We start from the raw sequence: 19,529 nt of genomic DNA on the forward strand, positions 1-19,529 counted from the left end.
TTTACAATCAATGCCCGCCCAGCACACCTGTGCGGACCGAGTAATCGACCGCCAGTTCGTAGTCCGGGTCATCGTCGCTATCGACCATAAGGTGGCCGGCCTTGTTCAGCAGTTTGTGGCAATCCCGGCTGAGGTGGCGCAGCATGACGCGTTTGCCCGCAGCCTCGTATTTTCCAGCGATGTTTTCGATGGCCTGCAGCGCGGATTGATCCACGACGCGGCTTTCGGCAAAGTCCACGATTACAGTGTCAGGGTCGTTCTGAATATCAAACAGTTCAATGAATCCGTCGGACGAACCAAAGAATAAAGGCCCCTGAATCTCATAGACTTTTGCGCCCTCTTCCGTGGCCGAGTCCCGCGTGACTGCGTGAATGCGTTTAGCATTGTTCCAGGCATAGGCCAGCGCCGAGACAATCACACCGACAACCACGGCAACCGCAAGGTCTTCCATCACGGTCACAACAGTCACTAGAACAATGACGAACGCATCCATCAGGGGCACCTTGCGCATGATTTTGAACGAGTTCCATGCAAAGGTCCCGATCACCACCATGAACATCACACCAACCAGCGCGGCCAGCGGAATCTGCTCAATCAGCGGTGAGGCGAACAGGATGAACACCAGCAGGAACAGGGCTGCAGCAATCCCGGCGATGCGGGTACGACCGCCGGATTTTACGTTGATCATCGACTGACCGATCATCGCACAACCGCCCATGCCACCGAAGAATCCAGTCGCTACATTGGACACACCCTGCGCAATGCATTCTTGCGAGGCCCCTCCGCGCTTGCCGGTGATTTCACCAACGAGATTCAGGGTCAGCAGGGATTCAATCAAGCCGATGGCGGCCAGAATGACAGCGTAGGGCAAGATGATCTCAAAGGTTTCCCAGTTCAGCGGCACCATCGGGATGTGAAACGCCGGCAGGCCGCCCTCGATTGAGGCCAGATCACCAACACGCGGCACATCAAGTCCAAAACCAATCACCAGCGCAGCCACAACAACAATCCCGGCCAATGGTGCAGGCACGATACGCGTGATACGCGGCATGACCCAGATAACGGCCATCGTCAGGGCAACCAGACCCAACATCGTGTAAAGCTGCAGGCCCGAAAGCCATTCACCGCCGCTTAGGCCGTGGCCGGTGTTTTCCATGGTGCCGGGCACCTTGAACTGACCCATCTGCGCCAAGAAAATCACGATGGCCAGACCATTCACAAACCCCAGCATCACCGGATGCGGCACCAGTCGGATGAACCGGCCCCAATGCATCGCGCCTGCAATGACCTGCAAAACACCCATCAGAACCACCGTGGCGAAAAGGTATTCCACCCCGTGTTCAGCCACCAACGCCACCATCACAACAGCCAGAGCGCCGGTTGCGCCGGAGATCATGCCCGGCCGACCACCGATCAGCGCCGTAATCAAGCCCACCATGAACGCGGCATACAGTCCGACCAACGGGTGGACACCTGCGACAAAGGCAAACGCCACCGCTTCGGGGACCAGCGCCAGCGCAACGGTCAGGCCCGACAACAGCTCAATCCGCAAGCGCGAGACCGTCAGCCCCTCATCCGGCATCCAGCGGAGATCAGGTTTGGCTATACGATTGGCAAAGCTTGCCAGCATGGCTCGGGGCATGAGACGTCCTGTGGGGTTGTTTGTTCGCGCGAAAGATGCCTTTTACCTGTCATACCTGACATTAGATACTGCACCCAGCGGGACCCTGATATGCGTAAACCGCATAGCTAGCAAGCAAGTTACACAAACCCTTGAAGCCGCTTGCCAAACCCGCGGCTGCCACGCAGAACTCTTTCAACAGTTTTTTACGGAGAGCAGCCATGACCCAGACTAAAATCGCTATCATCGGCGGATCAGGCATTTACGACATCGACGGTTTGGAAAAAGCGGAATGGGTCACAGTCGAAACGCCATGGGGCGATCCTTCGGATCAAATCCTGACGGGATCACTGAATGGCGTTGAGATGGCCTTTCTGCCTCGTCACGGGCGCGGACACGTGCATTCCCCGACTGAAGTGCCTTACCGCGCCAATATAGACGCGCTGAAGCGACTGGGCGTGACTGACGTGATTTCTGTCTCGGCCTGCGGATCGTTTCGCGAGAATATGGCGCCGGGCGATTTCGTGATCGTCGATCAGTTCATCGACCGGACATTCGCGCGGGAGAAAAGCTTTTTTGGCACCGGCTGCGTCGCCCATGTCAGCGTTGCGCACCCCACCTGCCCGCGCCTGTCGGACGCGTGTGAGACTGCCGGTCGAGCGGCAGGGATAACCATCCATCGCGGGGGCACCTATCTGGCGATGGAGGGGCCGCAATTCTCGACACTGGCGGAATCCAAGATGTACCGCGAACACTGGGGCTGCGACGTGATAGGCATGACCAACATGCCCGAGGCCAAACTCGCCCGCGAGGCCGAGCTTTGCTATGCCTCGATCGCGATGGTCACCGATTACGACAGCTGGCATCCAGACCACGGCGAGGTGGACGTCACCGCCATCATCGCCACGCTGACCGGCAATGCCGAGAAAGGCCGTGCGCTTGTCAAAGGTCTGCCCGATCTGCTGGGCGCTGACCGCGCGCCCTGTCCTCATGGCTGCGACCGGGCGTTGGAATATGCCATCCTGACCGCACCGGAGAAACGTGATCCCACCGTGTTGGCAAAACTGGATGCTGTTGCTGGTCGAATTCTCTGACCCGCAACCTTAGTTGGCTGGCAAAGACTGTTGAACCTGATCCCACAACCCATGCGACCAGAGGTCGTTATGGGTGCCGTCCGGGATAACATAGATCTGCGCGGTATCCCCAGACATCGCGGCCAAAGCTTCGCCGTGATGCAGTGGAACCGTTTCATCCTTGGACCCGTGGAAGATCAAAGTCGGAACGGTGACGTTCCCGATCAAATCACGGGTCGCAAACTGATCCCGCATCAGGGCATGCACGGGAAGCCAGGGATATCTTTCCGCCGCGACGTCCACCGTGGCCGTAAAGGGTGCCTCAAGCACCAGCAGTTGTGCATTTGGGCGTTGTTCAGCCACCGCGGTCGCAACGGCTGTTCCAAGACTTTGGCCGTGCAACACAACGTCCGCGCCTTGGCGGTCCAGCTGGTCATACATCTGGATTCCGTCGGAAATCAGCGCCATCTCGGACGATTCGCCCTCGCTGCCCGGATATCCGCGATAGCTGGGGGCCAGCAGGCCGAAGCCGCTGTTGAGGATCTCTCTCATCCGGTCGGCCCGGTCGCCCAGATTGCCCGATTGGCCATGAAAGAACAAAACCGTCGGCGCATCATCGATCGCGGGTGGGGCGGACCACGCGGTCAACCTGACGCCATCAGACATCGTAAGGGAAACGGTCTCGACATCGGCCAGGCCGATCGAATTGGGTGCGGGCAACTCGCCATCTGGTTTGAACAAAAGCGATTGCTGGTTCACATACATATACCCAACGATGCCCGCATAGATCACTGCGAGGACCGGAACCAAAAGGATCAGCGCGCCCTTTACGTGGGCAAGCCGCGAATGACTGGTTTCAGGTGCCGCGTTCGCGCGGGTATGATCTGTTGGAACCATCGGCCTCTCCGAAGTGTTGCGTCAGGTCCAAGGTCGGTGACCCGAGAGACCAATTCAAGCCGCGCGGGGCACACTTAATCCAATCTTATAACTTGTTGCCGCGTTGCACGGCCCCGGTTCTTTTTCGTCCAGCGCCTTGAAATATCGCCTGTACTGCACCGATGTGTGGTTCGCACGGCACCGTCAAAACGCTGGCGAAACAGAGGGATAGCATGAAACGACTTGAGGCATTGGACGCGGCCCGGTTTCTGGCGTTTTGCGGAATGGTTCTGGTGAATTTCCGCATTGCCGCTCAGGTCGCCCCTGGCAATGACTGGGCCTCGACCCTGATCGATTTGCTTGAAGGCCGCGCGGCCGCATTGTTTGTCATCCTGGCCGGTATCGGAATTGGGTTATCCTCTGTTTCAGCGTCGGTGCTGCTGCGGCGCGCGGTGTTTTTGTTCGTGCTCGGTCTGATCAACATGACTGTATTTGACGCCGATATCCTGCATTTCTACGCGGTGTACTTCGTTGTTGGCACCGCTTTCCTGACGGCACCAACCCGTGCATTGTGGTTGGGTTCAGTTGGGGTGGTGGCGCTGGCTGTCCTCGCCGTCATGATTTTCAACTACGACCTTGGCTGGGACTGGGAAACGCTGACATACACCGACCTTTGGACCCTGCCCGGTTTTTTGCGCAACCTGTTTTTCAACGGCTGGCACCCGGTCCTTCCCTGGGCGGCGTTTCTGTTGATCGGAATGGCCATTGGACGATCCGAATTGCACACGATCTGCATTCAACACAGGCTGATCATGTGGGGGTTCGGAGCTGCCGTATTTGCCCTGTTTCCGCAAATGTTGGCCTCGGACCCTGATCTGGTGATCTATCTGGGGACTGCATCCATCCCGCCGGGGCCGTTCTACATCATTGCCGGTACAGGGTCGGCTTGCGTGGTGATCGGACTGCTGCTGAAGCTGTGGCCGAAGATCGAAAAACTGCGCATTGGCCCTGTCCTGACCGCGCCCGGTCGGCAAAGCCTGACACTTTATATGGCCCACATCCTGATCGGCATGGGGATACTAGAAGAAGCCGGTCTGCTGAACGGTTCACTGAACGCCCCACAGATCGCGGGTTACGCTGTTGCGTTCTGTGCCGCGTCCTCGATCTTTGCCCTATTGTGGTCCCGCAAATTCAAACGCGGTCCGCTTGAGGCGCTGATGCGTCTGACAACGCAACCACGCAGGGCTTGACCTTGCGCGCTGGTCCGGGCTTGCTGCGGGAAACGTATTCACAGGATTTCCGATGTCCCTTGACCTTTGGCTCGCCTTTGTCGCTGCATCTACCGCCTTACTATTGATCCCAGGCCCGACGGTCTTGCTGGTGCTCAGCTATGCCCTATCCAAGGGGCGCAGCGTGGCTGTCGCCTCGGCGACGGGTGTAGCTGTTGGAGATCTGGTGGCTATGACGGCCTCTCTTTTGGGGCTTGGTGCGCTGGTCCTGGCCTCGGCTGCCCTATTCACGGCCCTCAAATGGGTCGGTGCCGCCTATTTGGTCTGGCTGGGGATCAAACTGTTGCGCAGCGCGCCATCAGGCGGGCTTGAGACTGTGGACACCGGGCGCAATGTCACCGCACACAGCGTTTTTGGCCATGCTGCCGCCGTCACCGCGTTGAACCCGAAATCTATCGCGTTTTTTATCGCTTTCGTTCCTCAGTTTCTGCGCCCGGCTGACCCGCTCGGACCGCAATTTGCTATCCTGATCGCAACCTTTGTGGGGCTGGCATGGCTGAATTCGCTGGCATACGCCCTTTTGGCGGACCACCTACGCAAGATGATCGGCCGTTCAGGCGTCATCACCGCTATGACCCGGTTCGGAGGGCTGGCATTAATCGGGATGGGAGTGGCTACGGCTGTCCTGCGCCGCCCGGCCTGAGGGCTCAGCCCTCAGCGTGTTCCTTCATGAAACCGCGAATGAACCGCCGGATTTCTCGCGCGGCCGAAGTGTCCAACTCTTTGCATAGCTGAACAAAATCGTCCCGTTCATCCTTATCCAACCGCAGGACCAACTGACTGTTTTTCTTGGTTGAAATCTTACTGTCTTTCGTTCCCACGCGTCCCATCCCCATCAAATTCCCAGGCCTGTAAGATAGGCTTTGTATATACTTCGCATATAGTTTGTAATTCACGAGCACCTAACAACAAAAGAAGGTTATGGCAACGAACCTTCATGTCGCTCAGGCGAGTTTTTCAAAAGATCAGGGCAAGGGGTACAAACCATATCTGACGCGGCCGGTCGATGCACTGTATCGCGACTACCGCCAGTCGAACCGCCGGACGTCTGGGGTGGCAATCTTTCCTTGCATGACTCACACCAATGGGCCAAACAGCCCAGCGTGTTTTGACGCCAGAGGGGATGGCCATGTCCAGAAACAAGTCGGTCAAAGATTACATTCGGACCATCGTTGATTTCCCACATGAGGGGATCATGTTCCGGGACGTAACGACCCTGTTCGCTGATCCGCGCGGTTTCCGCATGGCGATCGATCAAATGCTGCACCCCTATGCCGGTGAGCGCATCGACAAGGTCGTTGGCCTCGAGGCGCGTGGCTTTATCCTAGGCGGCGCCATCGCGCACCAGCTGAGTGTCGGCTTTGTGCCGATCCGCAAAAAGGGCAAGCTGCCGGGAACTACGATCAGCCAAGATTATAAGTTGGAATACGGCGAAGCGATTGTTGAGATCCATGATGACGCCATTCAACCGGGTGAAAAAATACTCGTAGTCGATGATCTGCTTGCAACAGGTGGAACCGCGGCCGCGGGAATCAAACTGATCGAACGATTGGGCGGCGAGATCGTCTCATGCTCGTTCATTATCGACTTGCCCGAATTGGGCGGGCGCAAGGCATTGGAGGATATGGGTATGGATGTCCACGTCCTGTGCGAATTTGAAGGCCTTTGACAAGCTGCGCATTCACAAGATCGTGAGTGGAAACCTGAAACCGCGCTAGCTTAGCGCGGTTTTTCATTGGATCAACCCGAACTTATCGACATATTCAGTGATCTCCCTTCGATGCCGCCCCGTATCCCAGTTGATGCCACCAAGGGCATTCCAACAAGGGATATCATACCATGTTTCGCAAACTCGCAATTGCCGGTGTCGCAAGCTTTTTCGTAGGAACAGCCGCTTATGCTGATGGTCACTCCAAGGATATTGTCGACACCGCAGTCGGTGCAGGCAGCTTTGAAACTCTCGTCGCAGCCGTTCAGGCCGCAGAACTCGTAGATACTCTGAAAGGTGAAGGCCCTTTCACCGTCTTTGCCCCCACTGATGACGCCTTTGCCGCTTTGCCCGAAGGCACAGTTGAAACCCTTCTGAAGCCCGAGAACAAGGATCAACTGGTTGCCATCCTGACCTACCATGTGGTGCCCGGGAAAGTGATGTCAGGCGATCTGTCCGATGACATGACAGCCGCAACCGTACAAGGCGGAGAAGTCAAAATTGACCTTGATAACGGCGTCATGGTCAACGACGCGAACGTTGTTCAGGCAGACATCGAGACATCGAACGGCGTCATCCACGTGATTGACAAAGTTATTCTGCCCGCATCGTGAACTCAGCGCGCGGCCTGTGTTAAACGGGCCGCGCCTACGCCTTTAGAACGGCACCCGGATTCATGATCCCTTTTGGATCAAGCGCTGCCTTGATCGAGCGCATCGCCGACAGCTTTACCGGATCGCCATAGCGGCTTAGATCATCCGTTTTCAAACGCCCTATGCCGTGTTCAGCGCTAATCGAGCCACCGAACTCATGCACCAAATCATGCACCAAGCGTTTTACCGTTTGCCGCTGTGCGTCATACTCTGAACGGCTATGCCCCTGCGGCGGGAACACGTTGTAGTGAAGGTTGCCGTCACCAAGATGCCCAAAACAGTTAATCCGGAAATCCCCCAACCCGCGTACAATTTCGGACCCTCGCAGGATGAATTCGGGGATTTGCGAGATCGGGACCGAGATGTCATGGCTCGAGACCGAACCGATCAACCGGTTGGCTTCGGGAATCTGCTCACGTACGGCCCAAAGCTCCAATCTTTGCGCTTCGCTTTGGGCTATGACCGCGTCACCTACAAGCCCGCGCGCCTCCGCTGTTTCGAACAGCGCCATCAGCGCGTCTGACGGTGACGCACCGCCAGAAAGGCCCAATTCAATAAGCACCATCCATTCAGGCTGGACGTCAAAGGGCTGGCGGATATCGGGCAAAACCTCGGACAGGAATTGCAGGCCTTGCTTGTGGATCAGCTCAAAGGTGCTGACCCCCTCGCCCACCTGATCGCGTGCCAGCGCCAGCAATTCAATGGCAGCATCCAAAGAGGTCACCTGGAACATCGCGGTGCCGGTTTCGGTCGGGCGCGGGTACAGCTTCAACGACGCGGCTGTGATTATCCCCAGTGTACCTTCCGCCCCGATCAGCAGGTTGCGCAGATCATACCCAGTGTTGTCCTTGCGCAATCGGCTGAGGCCGTGCCAGATTTCACCATTCGGAAGAACTGCTTCCAACCCAAGACACAGGTCGCGCGCATTGCCATAGCGCAATACATTGACGCCACCCGCATTCGTCGCAAGATTTCCACCAATCCGGCAAGACCCTTGCGCCGCCAATGCCAACGGGAACAATCGATCAGCTTCTTCCGCAGCAGCCTGAACATCGGCCAGAATGGCACCGGCCTCGGCGATAAGAATGTTCTCGGTCGGATAAACCGCCCGGATGGCTGACATCCGCTCCAGAGAAATAAGCAACGGGGCCGGGCCGTCAGCCATCACCTGCCCGCCGACCAATCCGGTGCCGCCGCCGTAAGGCATGACGGGAACCGAAGCATCCGAGGCGAGCCGAACGAGCGTCGAAACCTGTTCTACCGACTTCGGCAGCGCCAAAACGCCGACACGGCCTGCGAACCTGCGGCGCGGCTCTTCCAGGTATCGTTCCTCGACAGGGTGCAGAATATCATCGCCCAGCGCAGTGCGGATTGATTGGGCAAAATTGTCATCGGCAGGGTTTAGTTTCATACCCTTTCCTTGCCCAAGTCGTGACGCCCCGACAAGCCTTATTCCAGTTCGATGAGGTATTGCGGCTCAAGCACCACAACCGTCGGGCGATCAGGTAACGTGCGAAGAGACACGGTGATCTCAGACACACCTTTGCGCTCAACGGGGAAGTCGTTGCGGATATCGACCAGAAAACGGTCCAGTGAGAAACTGGAAAACCAGTGCATTGGAATGATGACAGAGCTTTTCAGCCGCTTCAATACAGTGATCATTTCCGGCAGCGGCATCGTCGTTCCACCATCCACCGCAGCCATCACAACATCCAAACGCCCCAGGGCGGCAAATTGTTCATCTGACGGCACGTGGTGCAGATGACCCAGATGGCCTATGCACAACCCTTCAACCTCAAACACAAAGATAGAATTTCCGCGCTCTTCCACACCACCATAAGAGGATCGGATATCGGTCGAGACATTGCGTATCAGCATCTCTCCCAAATCAAGATAGTGTTCGATCCCCTGCCCGAACTCGCCCCACCCCGGCAACACATTTGGGATGGCAGGATCCGGATGGGCGGTCCAATGGGTGCCGTGGGCATGGTTCATCGTCACCACGTCCGGGATCAGATCCGCGCTGCCGATGAAACCGGTGAAGTCCGTCACTGCGTTCAACCCGCCCTGCGTCTGGATCATAAATGACGCGTGAGCAACATAGCTGATCCGGACCGAAAACTCGGGCACCGGATCCTGCCAGGCCGCTTTGTGAATATATTCAATCCCCGGTGCGGCATCCGCTATGGCAATGCAATGGCTCGGCCGCCGTTCCTGTGCCGAAGCCTCACCCGAGATCACCATCAATACCGCAACAATCCAGCGCATGTCCGGAGTGTAGCGCAGAACACGGGTAAGTCACGCCTGCAGATATCGCGTGAGTGAATTCACGGATTTGGCATTTTCTAGGAGCAATTCAGAGAACGATGCACTCCCGCAGCTTGAACGGGCGCGAGACTTTCGCCGCACGTAGCGCTTGAGCCAACGGATCACTCACAAAAAATGCGCGGCGCATTTGTGGGTCAATCCAGATATCCGGGCCATCCAATGCTATCGCGCTCACGGCGATGTCTTTGTCTTTCATGACCAACGGTGGCTGATAAACTTCTTGATTTTCGTAGGGTCTATCAATGTTCGGAGATTGATCTGTCAGCACTGCAGCTTTTTGATTGCCGAAGTTCAGACAATAATATTCTCCTTCAACCGGAGTGGCACGGTCATGCTGAAACAGTTTGACTGGATAGAGATTCCCGTCGCCAAGATCAAACTGGCGCAGAACTGCCGCACACGCGGAAGACACCGTCCAAGTCCCGCCGGCATTGAATAGGTCGGGCTGTTTCTTTTCCTTTTTGTCTTTGTATTCAGCGTACATTTCCTTGGGGAAGCGATTTGCGGGCAAAGCCTCGCCAACATTGTTCCGCTTCATTGCATCGACGGCAAGTTCGTTGTTTTCAAGATAATTATCTTGATCAAACCCTTTGATGCTCGCCGTGCCCACCATAGCGTCGCTGACCCAGATCATTGGCTTTTGGGACCGCGCAATGCCCTACCCCGCGTCCGTCTTCCCGCGCCGGTCCGACCTTAGGCTGGCATACAGCACATGCGTCCGCCACCGCCCGTTGATCTGCAGATACGACTGCGCCACGCCCTCGTATTTAAACCCCGAACTTTCCAGCAACCCACGTGATGGTTTGTTCTCGGGCAGGCAGGCAGCCTCAATCCTACTCAGGTCCAGTCGGGTAAAGGCGTGATGAACGATCGCACCAATGGCCTCGCGCATGTAACCCTGACGGGCAAAAGACTGGCCCGTCCAATATCCCAAGGTTCCTGCCTGCGCCGGGCCGCGACGGACATTGTCCAGCGTGATGGCCCCCAAAAGCACATCATCCGTGCGACGAAACAAAAACAGTGGGATCGCCGTCCCACCGGCCACGGAGCGCTGCGCCCAATAAACCCTGTTGGTAAAGGATTTTCGACTCAGGTGATCCTTGGCCCAGATCGGTTCCCACGGGGTCAGGTATTCCTGTGACGCGCGCCGTAGCGCCGCCCAGTCGTTAAAGTCGGAATGCGCGGGCGGGCGCAAGCTCAGGCGCTCGGTTTCAAGTTTCAGCTTGCGTCTGCCCAACAGCATCACGCCGCACGCCTCTCCTGCAATTGCGCCAGCGTGGGTGCGCCCGAGACAGGACCGTAAAGCGCCAGCGCAGCAGGGGCCTGCACTGCCATCTGTTCGGCGAAGGCACGCACATCTTCGGTGCTGACGGCGTCGATCTTGGCCACGGCATCCTCAAGCGAGGGAACCCGGTCCCAGATCTGCACCAGACGCGCCAGACGTTCCGCCCGGTTCGACGGGCTTTCCAGCCCCATCAGCATACCGGCTTTCATCTGCGCGCGGGCGCGGGCAACCTCTTCGGCGCTCATGTCTTCGGCGGCGCGCTTCATCTCATCAATCGTTATGCTGGCCAGCTCTGCGACCTGATCCGCCGACGTTCCGGCGTAGATCGTCGTCGTGCCGGTATCGGCATAAGCTCCGGTCTGCGCAAAGATCGTATAGCACAATCCGCGTGTTTCGCGCACTTCCTGGAACAAGCGAGAGGACATGCCGCCGCCAAGCGCCGTCGAATAAATCTGTGCGGTATAGATCGCATCGTCGCGATAGCCGGGGCTTTCCAGCGCCAGTGCGAAATGCGCCTGCTCCAGCTCTTTCTCCTGCCGCGCTTCGCCGCCAGTGAAACGGGCGGTTTCTGGGATCAGCCCTTTGCGGGGTTTAAGATGGCCAAACAACGCTTCAGCGGTTTTCATTAACGCATCATGATCAACGGCACCAGCAGCAGACAGGATCATCTGTTCAGGACCATAGTGTTCAGCCACAAACCCGGACAAATCTTCGCGCGAAAACGCACTGACTCGTTCGGTCGGACCCAGAATGGTTCGACCCAGCGGTTGATCGTGATAGCTCTGCTCTTGCAACCAGTCAAAGATCACGTCGTCGGGCGTGTCATAGGCCTGACCGATTTCCTGTAGGATCACACCGCGTTCAACTTCGATCTCACGCGGGTCGAAGATCGGGTTCAGAACGATGTCACCGATGACATCCATCGCCAGCGCCACATCGTCTTTGAGAACACGCGCGTAATAAGCCGTTACTTCGCGCGACGTGTAGGCGTTGATATACCCGCCCACGTCCTCAATCGCCTCGGCGATTTGCAAAGCTGAACGGCGCTGGGTTCCCTTGAAAGCCATATGCTCAAGGAAATGCGCGATACCGTTCTGTTCAATCCGCTCGTGCCGCCCACCGGCGGTCACCCAAATGCCGATGGCCGCCGATTGCAACCCCGGCATATGTTCACTGACGATACGAAATCCGTTCTTCAGTTGGTCTTGTCTGACAGTCACTCAGCGATATGCCTTCTGATATGATCCTCGAGGGTGCCCAGATCGTTGGCGATGCGGGTCACCCGTTCCGGACGTTCATACAGATCAGACATGCGGGATGGAAGAGGCGGATGTTCGCCGCTTGCCTTCTCGACCGCTGCCGGGAATTTTGCGGGATGCGCGGTGGCCAGTGTGATCATCGGAACGTCGGCCGCGCGATTTTCTTCTGCAACCTTGATGCCCACGGCGGTATGCGGGCAAACCAATTCCGCACTGTGGGTCAGAGTGGACTTGATTGTCGCCAGCGTCTCATCCTCGGATACACGGCCCGAGTCAAAGCTTTCGCGCAGCGCTTCCATTGCGCCCTGGCTGACATTGAAGCCGCCGTTCTTCAGTTCATCCATCAACTGCGCGACAGCGCCGCCATCCTCGCCATACGCATAGTAGAGCGCACGCTCAAAGTTCGAACTGACCTGAATGTCCATCGACGGGCTGATCGAGGGGATGGTGTCGCCCTTGAAGTACCCCTCGCCCGACAGGCAACGGTGCAGAATGTCGTTCTGGTTGGTTGCGACAACCAGACGATCAATTGGCAGGCCCATGCGCTTGGCAAGGTAGCCCGCGAAGATGTCACCGAAATTGCCGGTCGGCACCGTAAAGCTGACCTTGCGATGCGGTGCGCCGAGGCTGACTGCAGCGGAGAAGTAGTAGACGATTTGCGCCAGAACACGGGCAAAGTTGATCGAATTCACGCCAGCCAGCTTCACGCCGTCGCGGAAGTCGAAATCGTTGAACATGTCCTTCAGCGCAGCCTGACAATCGTCAAAATCGCCGTCCATGGCCAACGCATGCACGTTGCGGTCCGCAGGTGTCGTCATCTGCCGACGCTGCACTTCCGAAACTCGGCCATGCGGGAACAAGATGAACACGTCCACGGCGTCGAGCCCCCGGAACGCTTCAATCGCAGCCGATCCGGTGTCGCCACTGGTCGCGCCAACGATGGTTACACGGTCACCACGGCGTTTCAGCGCCACCTGAAACAGTTGACCGATCAGCTGCATGGCGAAGTCTTTGAAGGCCAAGGTCGGCCCGTGGAACAGCTCCAACAGGAAGTGGTTTTCGTTCAACTGCTTCAATGGCGCGCGGGCGTCATGGCCGAAGCCTTCGTAGGCGCGGCCGATGATCTCTTTGAACTCACCCTCACCGAAAGATCCGCTGACATAGGGCCACATCACCTGGAACGCGATTTCCTCAAAGGGCAGTCCGGCCAGTGCCGCGATCTCATCCTGCGTCATCACCGGGATCTCGGCAGGCAGGTACAGACCACCGTCACGAGCCAATCCGGTCAGCATCGCCTCTTCAAACGTCAGTTCGGGCGCCTGCCCGCGGGTCGAGATGTATTTCATGTCGCGTCACTCTCAGAAGGGGCGCGGCTGCGCCACAGAAAATATCCGGTCATCGCGGCCCAGACCAAAGCCAGGCCAAACCATGTTATTGCATATTGCAAGTGATCATTCGGGATACCCGTCACCGAAACAGGCAAGGGTGTGATGTTGGGGTCGGTTTGCGACCGCGCGATTAGCAGAACAGGCTCAGCCCCAAGTGCAGCGGCCAGGTTCGGTACATCGCGGGCAAACCATATATTGTCGTCAATATCCGGCTCAGGCGTGTAGCCGTCAATTTCGTCCGGCCAGTGCAGATTTCCAGTGATCTCCATCGGTCCATTCAGCCTTTGATCGTGCTTCGCGGTCACAGGAACAAAGCCCCGGTCCACAAGAATTGTCCGGTCATTTGTGCTAAAAGACTGGATGATGCGATAGCCCGCCCCAACCTGTTTGACCGAGACAAGAACGTGGATCTCACCCGGCTCGACCTCGCCCGCAATTGTGACCGGCAGGTACTTATCAGCATCAGGCAACACGGTGTCAGGCAAATCAACCGGATCGGCTGAAATCCGATTTTCAATTTCGGCTAAAACGCCTTGTTTCCACGCCAACCGCTGCATTTGCCAGACACCCAGCGACACAAGGATCGCCAGACCGGCAATGCCAAAGATCATCAGAAAGAGAATGCGGCGCATGTCAGGACCAGGTTGTGTTGTTCGAAGGCTCAGCAAGAGCCGGCGTCTTGTTAAGGGCTGCAGCCGCAGAAAGGCAACCTTGCAATTGTATGGGGCGCAATCTTGCGTCCCGAATAGAGAAAAAGCCGCCCCAAAAGGGCGGCTTTTGCAATTTGTTCGCCCGTCTGGCGCTACATCAACGGCGCTTGGCCCCAGATGTATACTGCGAAGAACAGGAACAGCCAGACAACGTCAACGAAGTGCCAGTACCAGGCAGCCGCCTCAAACCCGACGTGTTTCTCAGGTGTGAAGTCACCCTTAAGCGCCCGGATTAAGCACACTGACAGGAAGATGGTACCGATAAGCACGTGGAAACCGTGAAAGCCGGTTGCCATAAAGAAGTTCGAATAGAACTGATCACCGCCGAATTTCCAGCCTTCATGCGCCAGCAGCTCATAGTATTCAAATGCCTGCAGACCGGTGAATGCGACGCCCAGAGCGATACCGATGGCCAAGCCCTGCACCAGCGCCTTGCGATCATTGCCGTGTACCAGCGCGTGGTGCGCCCAGGTGATTGCACAGCCCGACAGCAGCAGGACCAGAGTGTTGATCAGCGGCAGGTGGAACGGGTCAACCGCATGAATGTCAGGCTGGATGTACTCGGTACCGGCATAATCGTACATCGGGTACATGCGATGTTTGAAGAACGACCAGAACCAGGCAAAGAAGAACATCACCTCGGACATAACGAACAGGATGAAGCCATAGCGCAGGCCAATGCGGACAACTGGCGTGTGATCGCCCTGGCGGCTTTCGACCACAACCTCGGACCACCATGCGAACATGGTGTAAAGAACGGCTACCAGACCGGCCCAGAACATCCACGAGGTAACCCCGTGCATCCACAGGACGGCTCCGAACAGCATCACAAAGCCGCCGATCGCGCCGATCAGAGGCCAGATCGACGGGGCCAGAATGTGATAATCATGGTTTTTTGCGTGTGCCATCAGCGTCCCTCACCTACAGGCGTTAGTTCGTTGTTATATCAGCCTGCGTCTCAAGGGCGGCAACGCCCTCGGGCAGGTCAATTTCGTAGAATGTATACGACAGTGTGATCGTATGAACATACTTAGCTTCAAGATCCTCGACCATTTCAGGGTCGACGAAAAAGGTGACCGGCATCTCAACACGTTCACCGGGTTGCAGCACCTGCTCTTCAAAGCAGAAACAGGCAATTTTCTGAAAGTACCCGCCGGCCGAATACGGAGTCACGTTATAGGACGCCTGCCCGGCAATGGGGCGGTCGGTCGGGTTGTAGGCTTCGTAAAAGGCCAGTCCGGTTTCGCCAATACGCACTTCCATCTCGCGCTCGACCGGCTTGAATTCCCATGCCATGCCTTTCGCCTTCGAGGCGTCAAAGCGGATGGTCACCTTGCGATCCAGAATGTCTTCGGGTGCAGTCGCGGCCACACCGGTGGTGCCACCAAAACCGGTGACACGGCAGAACCAGTCGTAAAACGGAACAGATGCCCAGGCCAGGCTGCCCATCAGGACAACCACGCCAACTGTCTGCGCAACAGTTTTCTGAGGACCTGTCAGCGCCATCAGTTCTGTACCTCTTGCGTCGCCAAGCTGAAATCAGTGCCTGAAACCTTTACGACCGTCAGACCGAATATGATCACGATAAAGGCGGCCAGCGTCAGGCCGACCCCAAGGTTACGGCTGAACCGGCGTTGGTGAAGTTCGTGGCTCTTGCGCAGGCTCATGACCAACCTCCCAGCCCATAGGGCTTCAGCAGTGCTTCGACCAAGATAGCACCGAAATGCAGGAACAGATACAGCAGCGACAGCTTGAAGAACGCGCGTTCGACCTTGAAATTGTCGGCCTCGGAGTCTTCCTCGTTCCGGCGCGAAATCTGCCACGCTCCGCGCAGGAACAGCGCGTTCAACACCACAGCGACGGTCAGGTAGATCGGACCGCCAATACCCGAGAATGCGGTTCCAACAGCCAGCATGGCCAGCAGCCCGGTATATACCAGAATGTGCCAGCGCGTGGCGCGACGACCATGTGTGACGGTCAGCATCGGAACACCCGCATCGTCGTAATCCGAGCGCATGAACAGCGCCAGAGCCCAGAAATGCGGCGGGGTCCACATGAAAGTCAGGGCAAACATCAGCCACGGCTCGATGGACATAGACCCCGTTGCGGCAACCCAGCCGATGACCGGCGGGAATGCCCCTGCCGCGCCGCCGATCACGATGTTTTGCGGCGTCGAGCGTTTCAGCCACATCGTATAGACGACAACGTAGAAAAAGATCGTGAAGGCCAGGAAAGCGCCAGCAAACCAGTTGGTTGCCAGACCCAGCATAATAACGGACAGCCCCGACAGGGCCAGCCCGATTGCCATCGCCTCACCCTCCTGGACCTTGCCAGAGGGGATCGGGCGGCCTTTGGTACGCTTCATCACGCGGTCGATATCGGCGTCCCACCACATGTTCAAAGCGCCGGATGCGCCACCGCCAATGGCGATGAACAGGATGGCGCAAAAGCCGACGAATGGATGAACAGGGACCGGTGCCGCAAGAAGGCCGACCAAAGCGGTGAACACGACCAGCGACATCACACGCGGCTTCAGCAAGGCAAAGAAATCGCCAAAGCTGGCCTCATCCGCGTGGGATTGGGCGCCTACTGTGCTGGCATTGATGCTTGCGTCGCTCATTTCCGGTCCTTCTGGGGCGAAAGCTGCGCGGATACCGCGCAGCCTGCATTACCTTTGGCGCGAGCTTTTCAGCCCGCGCGGGTCATTACTTGAATGCAACCTGATAGGCTGCGGGCTGACCTGCATACTCTTCCAGTGCGCCTTGCAGCCACTGCTCATACGCCTCTTCGCTGACCACTTTGACGGTGATCGGCATATAAGCGTGATCCTTGCCGCACAGTTCGGAACATTGACCGAAATAGATGCCTTCCTTTTCGGCCTCGAACCACAGTTCGGCCAGTCGACCCGGAACACCGTCCTGCTTCACGCCGAAGGACGGGATGGTCCACGAGTGGATCACGTCCGAAGCGGTAACCTGCATGACGATGACTTTGCCAACCGGAACCACAACTGCGGTATCGGTGGCCAGCAGCCATTCGTCATCGCTGTAGCCCGCATCCGCCAGCTTGGCACGCATCGCGTCGTTCAGAACAAACGGGGTCACATCCGCATCAGCCGGGCGTGCGCCTTCATCCAATGTGGCAGGATGGCCCAGCAGATAACTGTCGAAGGCGAAATCGTGATCAACGTATTCGTAGGTCCAGTACCACTGGTTCCCAACGACTTTGATGGTGATGTCGCCTTCGGGAATTTCCTGCTGATTGAACAGAACTGGCAGCGAGAAGGCACCGATGAAGACCAGAATCAGGATCGGGCCAAGGGTCCAGGCAATCTCAACCGGGGTGTAGTGCGAGAATCGCGCCGGTTCAGGGTTGTTACGCGAATTGTAGCGAATGATGCAGTAGATCAGCAGACCCGCAACAAACAAACAGATCGCGGTGATGATCACCAGAATCATATCATCCAGCCGCTGAATCCCCGAGGCCAGGCTGGTGGCCGCGGGCTGGAACCCAAGGCCGCCATCAACCGGCTTACCAATAATCTCAAGCTCCTGAGCCATTGCGGGAAGGCTGGAGAGGGCTGTCATCAACCCCGAAAGCATCAAAGCATTCTTCATTTTCTGTCCTGATCGTCTGATCTTTGCTTCTCTGGCGAAAAGGTGTGAATCAGTCGCACCTCTCCCGTTGTCTTTGGCCGCGTTAAAAACCATATTCCGTCGGGTAGATAAAGCAAAATGCTTGCGTCAAACAGACGCTATTTTTGATCTGGATCAAACTCGGAAGGTCCCAACAGATGTCCAATGACCCGTTTCGCCCATTTGATAGCGCTATTCCGCAGGACGAGGCGCTTGCGGTTTTGCAATCCGCCACTTCTGGGGCAGAAGACGGTGAGCTGTTTGTCGAGCGGCGAAAATCCGAGGCTTTGGTCTTTGACGACGGGCGCTTGAAGACGGCGTCTTATGACGCATCCGAAGGGTTTGGCCTGCGGGCGGTGCAGGGCGAAGTTGCCGGGTATGCGCATTCCACCGATGTCTCAATTCCGGCGCTGAAGCGGGCAGCCGAGACCGCGCGCCTGGCTGTTGGCGACGGCGGCGGCACGCTGGCCGATGGTCCGCGCGCTACCAATACCCGCCTTTATACGGACGAAGACCCGATTGAATCCGCTGATTTCCCGGTCAAGATCGAAACACTGCGCGAGATCGACGCCTATGCCCGCGACATGGATCCCCGCGTCGTGCAGGTTAGCGCGACAATCGCCGCAGCCGTGCAAGAAGTCGAGATTTTGCGCCCGGACGGCGTACTGATGCGAGACGTGCGGCCAATGACCCGCCTCAATATCTCGGTCATCGTCGAACAGAACGGTCTCCGCGAAAGTGGCTCGGCCGGGGGTGGCGGGCGCGTCGGGCTAGACGGCCTGATCGATCCGTCGGATTGGCAGGACAAAGCGCGCGAGGCGTTGCGGATCGCCTTGGTCAATCTCGACGCGATCCCGGCCCCTGCCGGCGTGATGGAGGTCGCGCTTGGCCCCGGTTGGCCAGGCATCCTATTGCACGAGGCAATCGGACACGGTTTGGAGGGTGACTTTAACCGCAAGGGAAGCTCGGCCTTTGCCGGTTTGATGGGACAGCAGATCGCATCCAAAGGCGTGACCGTTGTTGATGACGGCACAATCCCGGATCGTCGGGGCTCGATCTCTTTGGATGACGAAGGCACACCCAGTTCCAGGACTGTCTTGATCGAAGATGGCGTCCTGACCGGCTATATGCAGGATCGCCAAAACGCACGCCTGATGGGCGGGGCCCCCACCGGAAACGGGCGGCGGCAAAGCTATGCGCACAAACCCATGCCGCGGATGACGAACACTGTGATGCTGGGGGGCGACGCCGATCCGGCCTCTTTGGTTGAGGACATCAAGGACGGAATCTGGGCCGTTGGTTTCGGCGGCGGTCAGGTGGATATCACCAACGGCAAATTCGTGTTCTCTTGCACCGAGGCGTACCGCGTCGAAAACGGCAAGATAGGGGCGCCGGTCAAAGGCGCGACCCTGATCGGCGACGGTCCATCCGCCCTTAAACGCATTCGGGGATTGGGCAACGACATGGCGCTGGATCCGGGCATGGGAACCTGTGGCAAAGACGGCCAGTGGGTACCGGTCGGCGTTGGCCAGCCTACCGTTCTGATGGATGGCCTGACAGTCGGCGGATCGGCCGCATAGCCGGGAATCGCTTGGCGGGAAATCGAGAGCGCAGGGTTAACGCTGCGCTTTTAGCCTGCCGGCGCCTTAACATCCTGTCAGGCGCCCGCATTGAAGGCCGTTGTGTTTATTTCATACATTTCAA

21 protein-coding genes are annotated in these 19,529 nt (G+C 57.5%); 6 read left to right on the forward strand and 15 right to left on the reverse strand.

Annotated elements, in window-relative coordinates:
* Positions 1–7: 7 nt before the first annotated feature.
* The gene (locus tag AC2FD9_RS20580; protein WP_282120019.1) at positions 8–1,642 is read right to left on the reverse strand and encodes a SulP family inorganic anion transporter; all 1,635 of its coding nucleotides are present in this window, start codon (positions 1,640–1,642) and stop codon (positions 8–10) included.
* 200 nt (positions 1,643–1,842) lie between these two features.
* Here AC2FD9_RS20580 and AC2FD9_RS20585 point away from each other — a divergent pair, with 200 nt between their 5' ends.
* A complete protein-coding gene (locus AC2FD9_RS20585; protein ID WP_496838648.1) occupies positions 1,843–2,715 on the forward strand; it encodes an S-methyl-5'-thioadenosine phosphorylase in 873 nt (290 codons plus the stop codon).
* 9 nt (positions 2,716–2,724) lie between these two features.
* Here AC2FD9_RS20585 and AC2FD9_RS20590 read toward each other — a convergent pair whose 3' ends face one another.
* Positions 2,725–3,591, reverse strand: a complete 867-nt coding sequence (locus AC2FD9_RS20590; RefSeq protein ID WP_496838650.1) for an alpha/beta hydrolase — start codon at positions 3,589–3,591, stop codon at positions 2,725–2,727.
* 212 nt (positions 3,592–3,803) lie between these two features.
* Between AC2FD9_RS20590 and AC2FD9_RS20595 the strand changes: the two genes are divergently transcribed.
* Both AC2FD9_RS20595 and AC2FD9_RS20600 read left to right on the forward strand, forming a co-directional pair.
* Entirely contained in the window at positions 3,804–4,820 is a 1,017-nt protein-coding gene (locus AC2FD9_RS20595) for a DUF418 domain-containing protein (RefSeq protein ID WP_496838651.1), read from the forward strand.
* A gap of 52 nt (positions 4,821–4,872) precedes the next feature.
* Positions 4,873–5,502, forward strand: coding sequence for a LysE family translocator (locus AC2FD9_RS20600; RefSeq protein ID WP_496838653.1), 630 nt, complete (start codon positions 4,873–4,875; stop codon positions 5,500–5,502).
* 4 nt (positions 5,503–5,506) lie between these two features.
* Here AC2FD9_RS20600 and AC2FD9_RS20605 read toward each other — a convergent pair whose 3' ends face one another.
* On the reverse strand, positions 5,507–5,680 hold the full coding sequence (locus AC2FD9_RS20605; RefSeq protein ID WP_496838655.1) for a hypothetical protein: 174 nt from the start codon (positions 5,678–5,680) through the stop codon (positions 5,507–5,509).
* Between the two features lie 308 nt (positions 5,681–5,988).
* On the opposite strand from AC2FD9_RS20605, the gene AC2FD9_RS20610 reads away from it, so the two are divergent.
* Together AC2FD9_RS20610 and AC2FD9_RS20615 are read left to right on the forward strand one after the other, a co-directional pair.
* The gene (locus tag AC2FD9_RS20610) at positions 5,989–6,528 is read left to right on the forward strand and encodes an adenine phosphoribosyltransferase (protein ID WP_058272309.1); all 540 of its coding nucleotides are present in this window, start codon (positions 5,989–5,991) and stop codon (positions 6,526–6,528) included.
* Between the two features lie 170 nt (positions 6,529–6,698).
* Positions 6,699–7,181 carry a fasciclin domain-containing protein gene (locus tag AC2FD9_RS20615; protein WP_496838656.1) on the forward strand — a complete coding sequence of 161 codons (483 nt, stop codon included), beginning with the start codon at positions 6,699–6,701 and terminating at the stop codon, positions 7,179–7,181.
* Positions 7,182–7,215: 34 nt separating this feature from the next.
* Here AC2FD9_RS20615 and AC2FD9_RS20620 read toward each other — a convergent pair whose 3' ends face one another.
* The 12 genes from AC2FD9_RS20620 to coxB form a co-directional block, all read right to left on the reverse strand.
* Positions 7,216–8,631, reverse strand: a complete 1,416-nt coding sequence (locus tag AC2FD9_RS20620) for an FAD-binding oxidoreductase (RefSeq protein ID WP_496838658.1) — start codon at positions 8,629–8,631, stop codon at positions 7,216–7,218.
* Positions 8,632–8,669: 38 nt separating this feature from the next.
* Positions 8,670–9,488, reverse strand: a complete 819-nt coding sequence (locus AC2FD9_RS20625) for an MBL fold metallo-hydrolase (RefSeq protein WP_496838660.1) — start codon at positions 9,486–9,488, stop codon at positions 8,670–8,672.
* 88 nt (positions 9,489–9,576) lie between these two features.
* The gene (locus tag AC2FD9_RS20630; RefSeq protein ID WP_496838662.1) at positions 9,577–10,182 is read right to left on the reverse strand and encodes an imm11 family protein; all 606 of its coding nucleotides are present in this window, start codon (positions 10,180–10,182) and stop codon (positions 9,577–9,579) included.
* Positions 10,183–10,206: 24 nt separating this feature from the next.
* A complete protein-coding gene (locus AC2FD9_RS20635; RefSeq protein WP_058272263.1) occupies positions 10,207–10,791 on the reverse strand; it encodes a GNAT family N-acetyltransferase in 585 nt (194 codons plus the stop codon).
* On the reverse strand, positions 10,791–12,053 hold the full coding sequence (locus tag AC2FD9_RS20640) for a M16 family metallopeptidase (RefSeq protein ID WP_472724215.1): 1,263 nt from the start codon (positions 12,051–12,053) through the stop codon (positions 10,791–10,793). Before AC2FD9_RS20640 ends, AC2FD9_RS20635 begins: the two co-directional genes overlap by 1 nt.
* Positions 12,050–13,438: a threonine synthase gene (thrC, locus tag AC2FD9_RS20645; protein WP_496838663.1), complete on the reverse strand. Its 1,389-nt coding sequence runs from the start codon at positions 13,436–13,438 to the stop codon at positions 12,050–12,052. Before thrC ends, AC2FD9_RS20640 begins: the two co-directional genes overlap by 4 nt.
* Entirely contained in the window at positions 13,435–14,112 is a 678-nt protein-coding gene (locus tag AC2FD9_RS20650; RefSeq protein WP_282169115.1) for an SURF1 family protein, read from the reverse strand. Before AC2FD9_RS20650 ends, thrC begins: the two co-directional genes overlap by 4 nt.
* A 170-nt stretch (positions 14,113–14,282) precedes the next feature.
* The gene (locus AC2FD9_RS20655) at positions 14,283–15,098 is read right to left on the reverse strand and encodes a cytochrome c oxidase subunit 3 (protein ID WP_058272267.1); all 816 of its coding nucleotides are present in this window, start codon (positions 15,096–15,098) and stop codon (positions 14,283–14,285) included.
* Between the two features lie 22 nt (positions 15,099–15,120).
* Positions 15,121–15,696 (reverse strand): cytochrome c oxidase assembly protein, encoded by a 576-nt coding sequence (locus AC2FD9_RS20660; RefSeq protein ID WP_496838437.1) that lies wholly within the window; start codon positions 15,694–15,696, stop codon positions 15,121–15,123.
* A complete protein-coding gene (locus tag AC2FD9_RS20665) occupies positions 15,696–15,857 on the reverse strand; it encodes a cytochrome c oxidase system small membrane protein (RefSeq protein ID WP_170561014.1) in 162 nt (53 codons plus the stop codon). The genes AC2FD9_RS20660 and AC2FD9_RS20665 overlap by 1 nt, the downstream gene beginning before the upstream one ends.
* Positions 15,854–16,810 (reverse strand): heme o synthase, encoded by a 957-nt coding sequence (cyoE, locus tag AC2FD9_RS20670; RefSeq protein WP_496838439.1) that lies wholly within the window; start codon positions 16,808–16,810, stop codon positions 15,854–15,856. The genes AC2FD9_RS20665 and cyoE overlap by 4 nt, the downstream gene beginning before the upstream one ends.
* 85 nt (positions 16,811–16,895) lie before the next feature.
* The gene (gene coxB, locus AC2FD9_RS20675; protein ID WP_058272310.1) at positions 16,896–17,807 is read right to left on the reverse strand and encodes a cytochrome c oxidase subunit II; all 912 of its coding nucleotides are present in this window, start codon (positions 17,805–17,807) and stop codon (positions 16,896–16,898) included.
* Between the two features lie 176 nt (positions 17,808–17,983).
* Here coxB and tldD point away from each other — a divergent pair, with 176 nt between their 5' ends.
* Positions 17,984–19,405 (forward strand): metalloprotease TldD, encoded by a 1,422-nt coding sequence (gene tldD / locus AC2FD9_RS20680; RefSeq protein ID WP_496838667.1) that lies wholly within the window; start codon positions 17,984–17,986, stop codon positions 19,403–19,405.
* Positions 19,406–19,529: the final 124 nt, after the last annotated feature.

The organism is Ruegeria sp. YTSC230 (assembly GCF_059609665.1).

What these genes read in the sequence shown, in the direction of transcription:
- AC2FD9_RS20580 (WP_282120019.1), bottom strand. Translation starts at nt 1,642, where the DNA reads ATGCCCCGAGCCATGCTGGCAAGCTTTGCCAATCGTATAGCCAAACCT.
- AC2FD9_RS20585 (WP_496838648.1), top strand. Translation starts at nt 1,843, where the DNA reads ATGACCCAGACTAAAATCGCTATCATCGGCGGATCAGGCATTTACGAC.
- AC2FD9_RS20590 (WP_496838650.1), bottom strand. Translation starts at nt 3,591, where the DNA reads ATGGTTCCAACAGATCATACCCGCGCGAACGCGGCACCTGAAACCAGT.
- AC2FD9_RS20595 (WP_496838651.1), top strand. Translation starts at nt 3,804, where the DNA reads ATGAAACGACTTGAGGCATTGGACGCGGCCCGGTTTCTGGCGTTTTGC.
- AC2FD9_RS20600 (WP_496838653.1), top strand. Translation starts at nt 4,873, where the DNA reads ATGTCCCTTGACCTTTGGCTCGCCTTTGTCGCTGCATCTACCGCCTTA.
- AC2FD9_RS20610 (WP_058272309.1), top strand. Translation starts at nt 5,989, where the DNA reads ATGTCCAGAAACAAGTCGGTCAAAGATTACATTCGGACCATCGTTGAT.
- AC2FD9_RS20615 (WP_496838656.1), top strand. Translation starts at nt 6,699, where the DNA reads ATGTTTCGCAAACTCGCAATTGCCGGTGTCGCAAGCTTTTTCGTAGGA.
- AC2FD9_RS20620 (WP_496838658.1), bottom strand. Translation starts at nt 8,631, where the DNA reads ATGAAACTAAACCCTGCCGATGACAATTTTGCCCAATCAATCCGCACT.
- AC2FD9_RS20625 (WP_496838660.1), bottom strand. Translation starts at nt 9,488, where the DNA reads ATGCGCTGGATTGTTGCGGTATTGATGGTGATCTCGGGTGAGGCTTCG.
- AC2FD9_RS20630 (WP_496838662.1), bottom strand. Translation starts at nt 10,182, where the DNA reads ATGATCTGGGTCAGCGACGCTATGGTGGGCACGGCGAGCATCAAAGGG.
- AC2FD9_RS20635 (WP_058272263.1), bottom strand. Translation starts at nt 10,791, where the DNA reads ATGCTGTTGGGCAGACGCAAGCTGAAACTTGAAACCGAGCGCCTGAGC.
- thrC (WP_496838663.1), bottom strand. Translation starts at nt 13,438, where the DNA reads ATGAAATACATCTCGACCCGCGGGCAGGCGCCCGAACTGACGTTTGAA.
- AC2FD9_RS20650 (WP_282169115.1), bottom strand. Translation starts at nt 14,112, where the DNA reads ATGCGCCGCATTCTCTTTCTGATGATCTTTGGCATTGCCGGTCTGGCG.
- AC2FD9_RS20655 (WP_058272267.1), bottom strand. Translation starts at nt 15,098, where the DNA reads ATGGCACACGCAAAAAACCATGATTATCACATTCTGGCCCCGTCGATC.
- AC2FD9_RS20660 (WP_496838437.1), bottom strand. Translation starts at nt 15,696, where the DNA reads ATGGCGCTGACAGGTCCTCAGAAAACTGTTGCGCAGACAGTTGGCGTG.
- AC2FD9_RS20665 (WP_170561014.1), bottom strand. Translation starts at nt 15,857, where the DNA reads ATGAGCCTGCGCAAGAGCCACGAACTTCACCAACGCCGGTTCAGCCGT.
- cyoE (WP_496838439.1), bottom strand. Translation starts at nt 16,810, where the DNA reads ATGAGCGACGCAAGCATCAATGCCAGCACAGTAGGCGCCCAATCCCAC.
- coxB (WP_058272310.1), bottom strand. Translation starts at nt 17,807, where the DNA reads ATGAAGAATGCTTTGATGCTTTCGGGGTTGATGACAGCCCTCTCCAGC.
- tldD (WP_496838667.1), top strand. Translation starts at nt 17,984, where the DNA reads ATGTCCAATGACCCGTTTCGCCCATTTGATAGCGCTATTCCGCAGGAC.